The sequence below is a fragment of the Sphingomonas sp. 28-62-11 genome (assembly GCF_002278865.1).
Lineage (GTDB): Bacteria > Pseudomonadota > Alphaproteobacteria > Sphingomonadales > Sphingomonadaceae > Sphingomonas.
In genome coordinates this window covers 1-12682 of record NZ_NCGB01000012.1, presented here as the reverse complement: position 1 = coordinate 12682, position 12682 = coordinate 1, and the positions used below count along the sequence as shown (strand labels likewise).

The 12682-nt window shown below is 64.1% G+C and carries 15 protein-coding genes and 1 pseudogene; 3 read left to right on the top strand and 13 right to left on the bottom strand.

The genetic code is table 11. From position 1 onward, the window contains the following. Positions 1–86 precede the first annotated feature (86 nt). On the top strand, positions 87–638 hold the full coding sequence (locus tag B7Y49_RS05210; protein WP_374126516.1) for a CHAP domain-containing protein: 552 nt from the start codon (positions 87–89) through the stop codon (positions 636–638). Here B7Y49_RS05210 and msrB read toward each other — a convergent pair. The 4 genes from msrB to B7Y49_RS05190 form a co-directional block, all read right to left on the bottom strand. Further along, on the bottom strand, positions 635–1129 hold the full coding sequence (gene msrB / locus B7Y49_RS05205; protein WP_374126515.1) for a peptide-methionine (R)-S-oxide reductase MsrB: 495 nt from the start codon (positions 1127–1129) through the stop codon (positions 635–637). The two genes, B7Y49_RS05210 and msrB, sit on opposite strands and share 4 nt — an antisense overlap. A 79-nt stretch (positions 1130–1208) precedes the next feature. Further along, positions 1209–2456, bottom strand: coding sequence for a cytochrome P450 (locus tag B7Y49_RS05200; protein ID WP_374126514.1), 1248 nt, complete (start codon positions 2454–2456; stop codon positions 1209–1211). A 29-nt stretch (positions 2457–2485) separates the two neighbouring features. Beyond that, positions 2486–3760, bottom strand: coding sequence for an ABC transporter permease (locus tag B7Y49_RS05195; protein WP_374126513.1), 1275 nt, complete (start codon positions 3758–3760; stop codon positions 2486–2488). Further along, positions 3757–4674 (bottom strand): ABC transporter ATP-binding protein, encoded by a 918-nt coding sequence (locus B7Y49_RS05190; protein WP_374126512.1) that lies wholly within the window; start codon positions 4672–4674, stop codon positions 3757–3759. The genes B7Y49_RS05195 and B7Y49_RS05190 overlap by 4 nt, the downstream gene beginning before the upstream one ends. A 160-nt stretch (positions 4675–4834) precedes the next feature. Between B7Y49_RS05190 and queG the strand changes: the two genes are divergently transcribed. Further along, positions 4835–5986 (top strand): epoxyqueuosine reductase, encoded by a 1152-nt coding sequence (queG, locus tag B7Y49_RS05185; protein WP_374126511.1) that lies wholly within the window; start codon positions 4835–4837, stop codon positions 5984–5986. Here the strand turns inward: queG and B7Y49_RS05180 are convergent. Continuing rightward, positions 5945–6439, bottom strand: coding sequence for a hypothetical protein (locus B7Y49_RS05180; protein ID WP_374126510.1), 495 nt, complete (start codon positions 6437–6439; stop codon positions 5945–5947). The two genes, queG and B7Y49_RS05180, sit on opposite strands and share 42 nt — an antisense overlap. Positions 6440–6490: 51 nt before the next feature. Here B7Y49_RS05180 and B7Y49_RS05175 point away from each other — a divergent pair, with 51 nt between their 5' ends. Beyond that, positions 6491–7489: an adenosine kinase gene (locus B7Y49_RS05175; protein WP_374126509.1), complete on the top strand. Its 999-nt coding sequence runs from the start codon at positions 6491–6493 to the stop codon at positions 7487–7489. A gap of 234 nt (positions 7490–7723) precedes the next feature. Here the strand turns inward: B7Y49_RS05175 and B7Y49_RS05170 are convergent, their stop codons facing one another. The 8 genes and pseudogenes from B7Y49_RS05170 to B7Y49_RS05135 all read right to left on the bottom strand — a co-directional run. Then, a complete protein-coding gene (locus B7Y49_RS05170) occupies positions 7724–9268 on the bottom strand; it encodes an amino acid permease (RefSeq protein WP_374126508.1) in 1545 nt (514 codons plus the stop codon). Positions 9269–9379: 111 nt separating this feature from the next. Then, a complete protein-coding gene (locus B7Y49_RS05165; protein WP_374126507.1) occupies positions 9380–9763 on the bottom strand; it encodes a histidine triad nucleotide-binding protein in 384 nt (127 codons plus the stop codon). Positions 9764–9766: 3 nt separating this feature from the next. Continuing rightward, positions 9767–10087, bottom strand: coding sequence for a phosphoribosyl-ATP pyrophosphatase (locus tag B7Y49_RS05160; protein ID WP_374126506.1), 321 nt, complete (start codon positions 10085–10087; stop codon positions 9767–9769). A gap of 31 nt (positions 10088–10118) precedes the next feature. Then, a complete protein-coding gene (locus B7Y49_RS05155) occupies positions 10119–10310 on the bottom strand; it encodes a hypothetical protein (protein WP_374126505.1) in 192 nt (63 codons plus the stop codon). 131 nt (positions 10311–10441) lie between these two features. Next, a complete protein-coding gene (gene hisF / locus B7Y49_RS05150) occupies positions 10442–11212 on the bottom strand; it encodes an imidazole glycerol phosphate synthase subunit HisF (RefSeq protein ID WP_374126504.1) in 771 nt (256 codons plus the stop codon). Between the two features lies 1 nt (position 11213). Next, positions 11214–11948, bottom strand: a complete 735-nt coding sequence (gene hisA, locus B7Y49_RS05145) for a 1-(5-phosphoribosyl)-5-[(5-phosphoribosylamino)methylideneamino] imidazole-4-carboxamide isomerase (protein WP_374126503.1) — start codon at positions 11946–11948, stop codon at positions 11214–11216. Continuing rightward, the gene (hisH, locus tag B7Y49_RS05140) at positions 11945–12556 is read right to left on the bottom strand and encodes an imidazole glycerol phosphate synthase subunit HisH (RefSeq protein ID WP_374126502.1); all 612 of its coding nucleotides are present in this window, start codon (positions 12554–12556) and stop codon (positions 11945–11947) included. The genes hisA and hisH overlap by 4 nt, the downstream gene beginning before the upstream one ends. 11 nt (positions 12557–12567) lie before the next feature. Beyond that, a pseudogene (locus B7Y49_RS05135) lies at positions 12568–12682 on the bottom strand (imidazoleglycerol-phosphate dehydratase); the annotation flags it as partial.

Genomic DNA, 12682 nt, shown 5'->3' with positions numbered 1-12682 from the left:
CCGGCTGGGGTTTCCCTGCGTGACATGGTCTGCTTTGAGACAATCAAGACCGAATACGACACCGACAAGACACCTTTGGGGGGTCCATGACAATCAAGGCTTTGGCAGCGCGTTTTGCGCTGGTTTTTTCGTGCGCCCTGATGGCAAGCACCCCAGCCTTTGCCCGTACGCTGCAATGCGTGCCCTTTGCCCGTCAGGTATCGGGCATCCAGATCCAGGGTAATGCTCTGACATGGTGGGACCAAGCTGAGGGGCGTTATGCTCGTGGTCAGGCCCCGCAGGTTGGCGCTGTCCTCGCCTTCTCGGCCACGGCACGGATGCGCTTTGGCCATGTCGCCATGGTCAGCCGGGTGGTCAGCGACCGCGAAGTGTTGCTGACCCACGCCAACTGGTCGCACCCCGGCGGTATCGAGCGTAACGTGCGCGCCATCGATGTATCCGAAGCCGGTGACTGGAGCGCAGTGCGGGTGTGGTTCGGCCCGATGGGCGGACTGGGGTTGACCGCCTATCCCACCAAGGGCTTCATCTATGCCGATGGCACGCCGCAGGATGCGCAGCCGACCACCGCCCCCCAGATTGCCCAACAGGCAAATGGCGCACGCGGCATCCTGACGTTGGTGAACGACGCGGGCTTCTAAGCTACCTTGCCTGGATGGAAGGTCATCGCGACGCCGTTCATGCAGTAACGCTTGCCGGTTGGTGCCGGGCCGTCATCGAATACATGGCCCAGATGCCCACCGCAGCGGCGGCAATGCACTTCAGTGCGTGCGAAGATCAGGCTGCCGTCGATGCGCGTGCGCACGGCATTGGGCAGCGGTTTCCAGAAACTCGGCCAGCCGGTGCCGCTGTCATATTTGGTCGCTGACGAAAACAGGGGCAGCGCGCAGCCTGCGCACCAAAAGCTGCCAGCGCGCTTTTCGTGGTTCAGCGGGCTGGTGCCGGGATATTCGGTCGCCTCGTGCCGAAGCGTGCTATAGGCGGCAGGCGACAGCTTGGCCTTCCACTGCGCATCGCTGAACATCACTTCAAATTTTTCTGCAGCCGCCGCGGGCGCCGGGCGCCAGCCGAACAGCGCGGCGGTCGCCGAGCCGATAGCGGCGAGAGAGAGAAACTGGCGACGATCAGTCATGGTGATCTAACTCCCTTGGGGGTCTTGATACCAAGCTATTCGGTCCAGCACCCGTCCAGGTTACGCATCGACGGTGGTGTTAATATTTGCTGATCGTCACCGGCAGCTTGCGATAGCCATGCACGAAACAGGCGGCGACCCGTTCCGGCGCGCCAACCACGTTCACCCGCATCCGGCGCTTGGCCATTTCCTCCAGCAGCACGCTGATCTGGAGTTCCGCCAGCCGCGCACCGACGCAGCGGTGGATGCCGTGCCCGAATGCCAGATGGCGGCGGGCATTGGGGCGATCGACGACGATCTTGTCGGCATCGGCGCCGAACACGCTCTCATCGCGATTGGCGGAGAGATACCAGAGCGCCAGCTTGTCGCCTGCCTTGATCTGCTGTCCCTCCAGCACGGTATCCTGCGTCGCGGTGCGGCGCATATGCGCAAGGGGGGTCTGCCAGCGAATGATATCCTGAACCGCATTGGGGATCAGCGACGGATCATTTTCCAGCTTGGTCCGCTCATCGGGGAACAGGTCGAGCCCGTACGCCACCGCCGTCATGGAATTGCGCGTCGTATCATTGCCGCCAACGATGAGCAGGATCAAATTGCCCAGGAATTCCATCTGGTCCATTTCGGCCATCGCGTCCGAATGGATCATCATCGAGATCAGGTCAGGGGTCTTTTCCTTGCCGACCTTCTGGTTCCACAGGCCAGTAAAATAGGTCGCGCATTCGTGCAGATGCTGGAGCCGGATCATCCGCTGCTCTTCATCCTTGAACAGCTCGATATCGCCCGCCCAATCGGACCAAAGCGTCAGCTTGCGGCGATCTTCCCAGGGGAAATCGAACAGGATGGCGAGCATTTGCGTGGTCAGCTCGATCGACACGGTATCCACCCAGTCGAACTGCTCGCCCCAGGGCAGCGAATCGAGCACTTCGCTGGTGCGCGTGCGGATATTCTCCGTCATCCGCACCATTTCGCTGGGCGTAAAGGCGGGGGCGACGGTGCGGCGCTGGCCAGTGTGCTTGGGCCGGTCCATCGCGATGAACATCGGCATTTTGACAGCACCAGGCATCTTCTCGTCAAAATCGGCAAGCGTGATGCCGCCCGTTTCGGACGAATAGAGATCGGGCAGCGATTCGACCTCAACGATCGGCTTGTAGGTGGAGATCGACCAATAGGGACCGAAGTCGCTGTGGGGCACGTAATGGACGGGCGATTCGGCTCGGAGCTGGCGGAATGGCGCCTGCCACACATCGTCACGGTAAAGTTCAGCACGGCTGACATCGAACGGGTCGACGGAAGACGTACGCGCCGGGTCTGCTGCCAAAGTCGCCATATCTACTCTCCTATGGGTCGAAGAGACTATTAACTTACATCTGTGTCAATAGTGTTTCGGCTGTTGGCCAACGCCCCGCGGCGCATCAGCCCGGCAAAGGGCTTGCGCCCACTACCCGATTTGAGCACCCCACGCCGAAACGCGCCCGCACCGATCCAGATGGTGATCGACACCCATAGCAATTGCCACGCCAGCGCGGCTGCGTGCGGCCAAAGCTCGGGCGAATTGCCGGCGCGCGCGGCCATCGCATAGGGCGAGCTGAGCGGGAACACCTCGGCCAGCAACGCCAGTGACGTGCCCGGCTGGGATGCCGCGGTCGAGGCAAGGCCGAACATCACCATCTGGACGATCGTGATCGGCAGCGACAGCATCTGGATTTCGCGCATCGTCGATGCCTGTGCTCCAACCCCCAGGAACACCGCGCCAAGCAGCATATAGGCCATGGTGAAATAGGCGCAGAACAGCAGGATGAAGGCGGGCATGCCGACTGCCGGGGCAAAGGCGGTAATCGCGCTCGCCGCACCATCGGGCAGCAGCACGCCGATCTGGCTGATCAGCGTTCCCCAGAAGGTGACGAACAGCACCGCCACCCCGAACATGCCAATCAGCTTGCCCAGAAACACCGATTCGAGCGGCACCGCGGCGGCGAGGATCTCGATCACCTTGTTGCTGCGTTCTTCCGCCATCGTGCCGACCGCCTGGCCCGACAGAAATAAGGTCAGGAAGAAAATGCCGGTCACGCCCACCAGCGCAGCGGCGCTGTTGCTCGACTGCGAATTCTTGGTCGGTTTCGACGGCACCTTGGTGGCCGTGCTGAGCGCTTCAGCCCCACCGCTTGCCCGATCACGCAGTGCCGTTTCGGCGAGTTGCGCAAGATAATCCGCCGCCCGCGATCCGCGCGGCGCGTAGATGATCTGCGGCTTGTCGAGCGGCCCGTACATGACGGCGGTGGCAACGACTTCCTTCGCTTCGAACGCGGCGCGCGCCTGCTTGGCGGGGTCGATGCCGGCAGCGTTTGCCTCGAACGCAGGCGGCGCATCGCCCGGGCGAAACACCCGCCGCAATCGCTCGTCGGCCGCGCTTAGTGCCTTGCCGTCGTCGGCGGTCACATAGGCCAGGATGCGTATTTTCTCCGATGGCCCGCGCGCGATCGTCGACCCGCCGAGCGCACCCACCGCGGCAAAGCCGATCATGAACAGCGGCGACAACAGGAACAGCAGGAACAAGGGCGTGAACACCGTTGCCGTGAAATCGCGCCGCGCGATCGTCAGCGTCTGGCGCAGCAGCCTGGCCCGATTGGTCATTGTGCGGCCTCCAGCGCGGCGGGTCCAACGATCTTGACGAACGCATCGTGCAAGCCGGGCCGCTCGATCGAAAGGCCCGAAATGCCATGCCCCGCGCCGATCAGGGTGCTGAGCAGGGTTTCGATTCCGGTCGGCGGCATGATGAACTTCCAGCCATCGCCCTCGCGCGTCGCATCCGATGGCAACAGCGACAGTAGCCCCGGCGCATTATTGTGCGGCACATAATGGACCTGCTGCGGCAACAGGCCGCGCGCCTGCGCCACGGTCCCCTCGAAACGGCGCTTGCCGCCGGCGATAATCGCCAGCCCGTCGCACAGCCGCTCGGCATGGCTCATGATATGGGTAGAAAACAGGATCGTCGCGCCGCGATCACGCTCGGCGATGATCAACGCCTCGAGCCGCTCCTGGTTGACGGGGTCGAGCCCCGAGAAGGGCTCGTCGAGCACCAGCAGATCGGGCTGATGCACCACTGAGCCGAGCAGCTGGACGAGCTGGGCCATGCCCTTGGAGAGCTTGCGGATCTTGTCGTCGACGGCATGGCCAAGGCCGGCTGCCTCCATCATCGTCGCCGCGCGCTTGCGCCCTTCGCGCCAATCAAGCCCACGTAAAGCCCCCATGAAGGCAATCGCGTCACGCGCTTTCATCGCAGGATACAACCCGCGTTCCTCGGGCAGATAACCGATCTGGTCGCTTGCTTCGCGTGGGCGGGCATGGCCCAGCAGACTGCGATGCCCCTCATCGGGTTCGATAATGCCGAGCAGCATCCGCAACGTCGTCGTCTTGCCCGCTCCATTGGGGCCAAGCACGCCATAAATCGCGCCCATCGGCACCGCGATGTCGACCCCGTCGACAACACGCCTGTCGCCAAACCGTTTGACGAGGCCGGTGGCGGTGATCGCCAGATTGTCCTTCACGCAGATCCCCTTGCCACATTCCGTTCGCCCTGAGCTTGTAGAAGGGCTGCTTTCCTTGTCGACGACCGAGAAGAAAGGCAGGACTTCGACAAGCGCAGTCCAAACGGGATAGGGATGACGGTGATGGCCACCCCATGGTTGCCAGACCTAGCGGGCAAGGATGAACGAAAACAAGCCATTCTCGGAACGACTGCGCGATAAAGCTGCGGAACTTGGCTTCGCGGCGTGCGGCATTGCGTCTGCCGATGCTGCCCCGGCGGCGGGTGCCCGGTTGCGCAAGTGGTTGGCGGACGGTGCGTATGGCGACATGATCTGGATGGAAGCGCGTGCCGATCAGCGTGCCACTCCGCGCGGATTATGGCCGCAAGTGAATAGCGTAATCGCACTCGGGATGAGCTATGCGCCCGCCGCCGATCCGCTTGCTTTGGCATCGGCGGGGGAGCGCGGTCGCATCTCCGTCTACGCGCAGGGCGGCGATTATCACGACGTCGTGAAACGCGCGCTGAAAGCACTGGCGCGCTGGATCGTCGAGACAGCGGGGGGCGACCTGAAGGTGTTCGTCGATACCGCGCCCGTTATGGAAAAGCCGCTGGCCGAGGCGGCGGGGCTGGGGTGGCAGGGCAAGCATACCAATCTGGTGAGCCGCCGCGATGGCAGCTGGCTGTTCCTGGGCGCGATCTACACCACGCTTGATCTGGCGCCCGATGCGCCGGGGCAGGACCGGTGCGGCAGTTGCGATGCATGCCAGCGCGCGTGCCCGACCGATGCGTTTCCGGCGCCGTACAAGCTCGATGCGCGGCGCTGCATTTCATATTTGACGATCGAACATGCCGGGCCGATCGCGCAGGAGTTTCGCGCGGGCATCGGCAACCGGATTTACGGGTGTGACGATTGTCTGGCGGTATGCCCGTGGAACAAGTTCGCCGATGCGGCGCGCGCCAATCTGGCCTTTGCGCCCCGGGCCGAGCTGGCCGCACCCGCGCTTGCCGATCTGCTTGCGCTCGATGATGCCGGATTTCGCCAGGTGTTCGCCGGATCGCCGATCAAGCGGATCGGTCGTGATCGGATGGTGCGCAATTGTCTGATCGCGGCGGGCAATAGCGGTTCGGCGGCGCTGGTGCCTTTGGCTATCCGGTTGCTCGATGACGAGGCACCCGTAGTGCGCGGTGCGGCGATCTGGGCGCTGGGTCAGCTCGATTCGGTTGCCTGGCAGATCGAGCGATCCCGACGCCTTGCGAGTGAGGGTGACCCAACAGTCGTCGCCGAATGGCTATTTCCCGCCGTCACGCCGGGTGAGCGCGGCGATGCATGACGCGCGATCGATTGGGCTGCCATCGGGCTGGCGAGAATCGACGTGCGTTACGACCGGTGCTGCGTTCCCGCGCGGATAGAGATAAGCATCGAGCACACAGGCGGCGCTGGCGAATTGCAGCTTGCGCGCATTGCCTTCGCGAATATCAGCATCGGGCTGGCCGAACAGCGCGACAAGCGCGTTGGCCTCGCGCCCTAGTACGCGGTCGAGCCCCGCCCCGCCGCGAGTGGTAGTCGGCACGGGCGTGGTATCGGGTCGTACAGAGATCGCGCTGCCGCTGGTAGTACAGCCACCCAGCACGGTTGACATCGCGGCCACCATTACCGCCAGTTTTCCCTGCTTGCTGCCCATCGTCATCGCGCCCACCCCTTCGTCTGTTGCTGCCAGCCGAACCATGATCGCGCCGTCGCGGCAAGCCCTCCGCGCTCCACCGGGCGCGCGGTGGTTGCGCATCGCCGCGCTGGCTTCTACCGAGCGCGGAGATTCAATCGCCCGGAGAGCTGCGTGACCAACCCCCGTTATGACGTCGTCGCCATCGGCAACGCGATCGTCGATGTGCTTGCCCCCACCGATGATGCGTTCATCGCAACCGAAGGGATGGTCAAAGGATCGATGCAGTTGATGTTTTCGCCTGCCGAAGCCGATGCGCTCTATGCCAAGATGGCATCGGGGATCGAGGCGAGCGGGGGTTCGGCGGCGAACACCGTTGCCGGTATTTCGGCGCTTGGCGGCAAATGCGGATTCATCGGCCAATTGGCGGATGATCAGCTCGGTCAAGTGTTTGCGCATGACATCCGCGCGATGGGCGTTGCGTTCGACACGCCGGTGCGCAGTGGCGAGCCGAGCACCGCGCGCTGCCTGATCTTCGTGACGCCCGATGGCCAGCGCACGATGAACACCTTTTTGGGTGCGTCGCAGTTCCTGCCTGCAGCGGCGCTCGATCATGATCTGATTGCCGACAGCGCAATCCTGTATCTCGAAGGCTATCTCTGGGATCCCGAGGAGCCGCGCGCCGCGATGCGTGCCGCCATCGATACCGCGCGCGCCGCCGGTCGGCGGGTGGCGTTCACCCTGTCGGACGTGTTCTGCATCTCGCGCCACGGCGGCGATTTCCGCCAGTTGCTCGCCGACGGTCTGGTCGACATCCTGTTCGCCAATGAGAATGAACTGACCGCGCTTGCCGAGAACGACGATTTCGAAGCGGCACTCGCACTCATCGCACCGCAGGTGCCGGTGCTGGTGGTGACGCGCAGCGAAAAGGGCGCGATCGCTTTGGCCGGTGGCGACCGCGCCGAAGTGCCCGCCGAACCGATCGACGCTGTCGTCGACACGACGGGCGCGGGGGATCTGTTCGCGGCCGGTTTCCTCCACGGGCAGGCGCAGGGGCTGGGGCTTGAGGCGTCGCTGCGGATGGGCGCAATTTGCGCTGCAGAGATCATCAGCCATGTCGGCGCGCGGCCAATGGTCGACCTGAAGGCGCTGATGGCCGAAAAGCTGGGTTGAAGCGGGTCTGGCAATCTTCAACCCGCTTCCGTTCGGGCTGAGCGAAGTCGAAGCCCATGCGCAGCGCTTGCCTCCTTCGACTGCCTGCTAAGGCAGGCGCTCAGGACAGGCTTCGACTTCGCTCAGGGCGAACGGGTGGAGGGAGTGGTGTCAGGGGCGCAAGCCATTGCTTCCAGAAACGAAAAAGGGCCGGGGAGATGATCCCCGGCCCTTTTTTGGTGTGGTTTGTGCCGATCAGGCGAGCGGTAGATCGACCGGCGCTTCGACGATGCCCTTGCCAACATGGCTCGCGCGATAGCTGTAGGCGTAATAAATCACCAAGCCCAAAGCACCCCATGCCGGGAGCACCAGCATCGCTTCGAACGGCAGGTTGAAGAACAGGAAGATGCAGCCAGCGATCGTCGCTGGCCCCACCAGCCACAATGCCGGTGTCTTGAAACTGCGCTTGCGGTTCGGCTCGGTCTTGCGGAGCATCATCACCGCAATCGCGACCATCATGAACGCATAGAGCGTGCCCGCATTGGCGATATCGGCGAGCTTGCCGACAGGCAAGAACGCGGCCGCAAACGCTACCGCGCCACCCGTGAGCGCGGTCACGACATAAGGCGTCTTCCACTTCGGATGGATTTTCGACAGGCCCTCGGGAAGCAGCCCGTCACGCGACATCACGAAGAAGATTCGCGTCTGGCCGAACAGCAGGATCAGAATCACCGATGGCAGCGCAATGAAGGCCGCGATGCCGAGCAGGTTGCCGATCGTGCCAAAGCCGATCTGGCGCAGCACATGCGCCAGCGCTTCGTTCGAGCAGACCAGCGCCTGACTATATTGCGGCAGCGCGCACTGGCGGGCGAGTTCTTCCGAACCGGCTGGGAAGGGGATGCCACCCGGGCCCATGATCGGTTGGCCGCCGATCGTACCAACAGCGCCCGCTGCGACCAGGATGTAGAAAACGGTGCAGAACAGCAGCGATCCGATCAGACCGATCGGCACGTTGCGCTGCGGGTTCTTGGTTTCCTCAGCCGCCGTCGAGACAGCGTCGAAGCCGACATAGGCGAAGAAGATCGTCGCCGCCGCACCAACCGCGCCGACGCCGCTGCCGAAACCGCCAAAGACGCCGGCGGGCAGGAACGGGTTGAAATTGGCGGTGGAGAATTGGTCGCTTGGCAAGGTCAGCACGATGAAGGCGGTCAGCGCGGTGACCTTGATCAGCACCAGGACCGCGTTGACGCGGGCGGATTCGGTCGTACCGATCATGAGCAGCCAGGTGACCAGCAGCGCGATGACGACGGCGGGCAGGTTGATCAGCCCGCCGGGAGCGCCGCCCAGCGCCAGTGGCGCCGAGGCGAGGTAAGCGGGCAATTCTATCCCGAAAAACTGCCCCAATATCGTGCCGGTAAAGTAACCGGACCAGCCGACCGAAACCGCGCTCGCCGCCACCGCATATTCAAGGATTAGCGCCCAGCCGACCGTCCAGGCGAGCAACTCGCCCATCACGGTGTAGGTATAGGTATAGGCGGAGCCTGCCACGGGCAGCATCGATGCGATTTCAGCATAACAGAGCGCAGCGACGATGCAGATTGCCCCCGCAATCGCAAAGGCGAGCATCAGGCCGGGACCGGCCTTTTGCGCACCAGCGGCGGTGAGCACGAAGATGCCCGTGCCGATGACGCAGCCGATGCCGAACAAGGTCAGCTGGAACGCGCCGAGCGTGCGATGCAGCGCCTTTTTCTCTGCCGTGGCGAGAATGGCGTCGATCGATTTCGTTCTTGCGAATTTCATATGTGTCGAAACCCCCCGGGGGATGGCGGGCCATGATTGGCCCTGCTGGTTATGCGCCCGAACCTAGAGCGTAAATCCACCCTTGCAATCCCCTAAACTGTCACATGCGTTTCAGGGGCGGGACGCGAGCAACGGCCCGAGCGGACGCCCGGCAAAGATATGGACGTGCAGGTGCGGCACTTCCTGGTGCGCATCAAGGCCGGTATTGGCGAGCAGGCGGTATCCCGGCGCGACCAGCCCGGCGGCGCGCGCAACCTCTCCCACCGCGCGGACGAACCCGGCAATCTCCGCATCGCTGCCCCGCGCGCTGAAATCATCCCACGACACATAGGCCCCGCGCGGAATGACGAGCAGGTGGGTTGGCGCCTGTGGGTTGATGTCGTGGAAGGCGATCGCGAATTCATCCTCATAGACGCGCTTCGACGGAATCTCGCCGCGCAAAATCTTCGCGAAGATATTCTGGTCGTCATAGGGAAGGGTGGCGTCGATGGGCATGGATCAATCCTTTCGCGCGGCCTTTTCATCAATCCCCGACACACCCTCGCGGCGGCGCATTTCGGCGCGGATATCGTCGAGGCTCAGGCCCGCATCGGCGAGCAGCACGAGCAAGTGAAACATCAGGTCAGTCGCCTCGCCAATCAGCGCATCGCGATCCTCGGCGAGCGCGGCGATGACGGTTTCGACGGCTTCTTCACCGACCTTTTGCGCGATCTTGGCGCGGCCAGCGGCGAAGAGTTTGGCGGTGTAGCTCGTCGCCGGATCAGCGCCCCGGCGGCTGCGGATCACGGATTCGAGCGTGGTGATGAAGTCTTCGGCCATGCCGCTTGGCTGGCGCAGCTTCGCGCGTGCGTCAATCCTTTGGCGGCTGCGCCCGCTTTTTCGCGAAACGCGCGCGCATTGCGCGGCGAACGAACCAGATACCGGCCGCCGCCAGCACAAACAGCGCGACATCGGACAGTTCGGGCGCGGTGCGTGGGCGTGCGACGCCCGCATGCGCGGCCAGCGCGGGGGTGGTGATGAGGAGGAACAGCAGGAAGCGCATCCGCTGCTATTAACAGGCCGGAGTAAAAATCAAGTTTTCACCCACCCGGCTGTCATTGCGAGCGAAGCGAAGCAATCCAGAGTCCCGAGCGTCGCGCTGGATTGCTTCGCTTCGCTCGCAATGACGATTGGCTAAACGACCGGCGTCCGCACGGGCACGCCCGCCGCCGCCAGCGCAGCGTGTGCATCGGCGATGCTCGCTTCGCCGAAATGGAAGATCGAGGCGGCAAGCACCGCGCTGGCATGCCCATCGATGATCCCCGCGACCAGATCGGCGAGCCCACCGACGCCGCCCGATGCCACCACCGGTACGCGCACCTGATCGGCGATGGTGCGGATCAGCGAAAGGTCATAGCCGCCGCGAGTCCCGTCACGGTCCATCGAGGTCACGAGCAACTCGCCTGCGCCCAGCTCGGCAAGCCGTAAGGCGTGCTCGATGGCGTCGATGCCGGTCGCCCGCCTACCGCCGTGCGTGAACACTTCCCATCGACCAGCTTCCACCTGGCGCGCATCGACCGACGCGACGCAGCACTGGCTGCCAAATTTGTCGGCGATCTCTGCCACCACTTCGGGCCGCGTCACTGCGGCGGAATTGACCGCGACCTTGTCGGCCCCCGCCAGCAGCAGCGCGCGGGCATCGTCGGCGGTGCGCACCCCACCGCCGACGGTCAGCGGCATGAAGCACACCTCGGCGGTGCGGCGCACGACATCGAGAATTGTGCCGCGATCCTCATGACTGGCGGTGATGTCGAGAAAACAAAGCTCGTCCGCTCCGGCCGCGTCATAAGCGCGCGCCTGCTCGACCGGATCACCCGCATCCCGCAGATCGACGAAGTTGACGCCCTTGACGACACGGCCATTGGCGACATCGAGACAGGGGATGACGCGGGCACGGACAGTCATCCTATGCCGCCGCCGCCACGGCCAGCGCCGCTGCCAGATCGAGCCGCCCGTCGTACAGCGCGCGCCCCGTAATCACGCCCTCGATCCCGTCTTTCGCGTGCAGCGCGAGGATATGGATGTCGGCGATTCCCTTCACGCCGCCACTGGCGATCACCGGAATCCGGACCGCGCGGGCGAGATCGACCGTCGCCTCGATATTTGCGCCCTTCAGCATCCCGTCGCGCCCGACATCGGTGAACAACAGCGACGCCACGCCTGCGTCTTCGAATCGGCGGGCCATGTCGACGACTTCGACGGTGGACACATCGGCCCAGCCCTTGGTCGCGACCATCCCGTCCTTGGCATCGACCGCAACGACGATGCCGCCCGGAAAATCGCGTGCAGCTTCGCGCACCAGTTCGGGGTTTTCGAGTGCGGCGGTGCCGATCACGACGCGCGAGACACCCAGATCGAACCAGCGCTCGATCCCGGCGCGGTCTCGAATCCCGCCGCCCAATTGGACATGCCCGGGAAAACGCTCGACGATCGCCTTCACTGCCTCGCCATTCACCGATGCGCCCGCAAACGCCCCATCGAGATCGACGACGTGCAGATATTCGGCGCCCTGATCGGCAAAGAGCATCGCCTGTGCGGCGGGGTCATCGCCATAGACGGTGGCGCGGTCCATATCGCCCTCGGCAAGGCGCACGACCTGACCGGCCTTGAGGTCAATCGCGGGGAAAACGATGAGGGTCACGGTTTCCACTCCAGAAAGCGTTCAAGCAATGCCAGCCCGTAACGCTGGCTCTTTTCCGGATGGAATTGCACCCCCAGCATATTGTCGCGCCCGATCGCGGCGGTCACTGCACCGCCATGTTCGGTGGTCGCCACCACGCCGTCCCCCTCAAAGCCGAAGCTGTGGAGGAAATAGGCCTCGCCCGGTTCGATCAACGGGTGCGGCGTGATCGGGGCGACATCGTTCCAGCCCATATGCGGCACCTTGGCGTTCGGATCGACGGGTGCCAGCGGGCGCACGGTGCCGCGCAACCAGCCGAGCCCGGGGTGCGTGCCGAATTCCTCGCCCGCTTCCGCCATCAACTGCATGCCGACGCAGATGCCCAGAAACGGCACCCCGCCGCCGATCACGCGTACATTCAGCGCCTCGGTCATCCCCGGTACCGCCCGCAGCGCACTCGCGCATGCGCCGAACGCGCCGACGCCGGGCAGCACGATCCGGTCCGCACAGGCGACCACGGCCGGATTGGCGGTGATGTCGATCGATGTCGCCCCCGCCGCCTTCAACGCATTGGCGACCGAATGGAGATTGCCCGCGCCGTAATCGATCAGCGCGATCCGGTTACTCACGACACGTCACCCTACAGCATGCCCTTGGTGCTGGGGATGCTTCCCGCCTTGCGGGGATCGATTTCGACGGCGGTACGCAGTGCGCGCGCGACGCCCTTGAACGCGCTTTCGATGATGTGGTGGTTG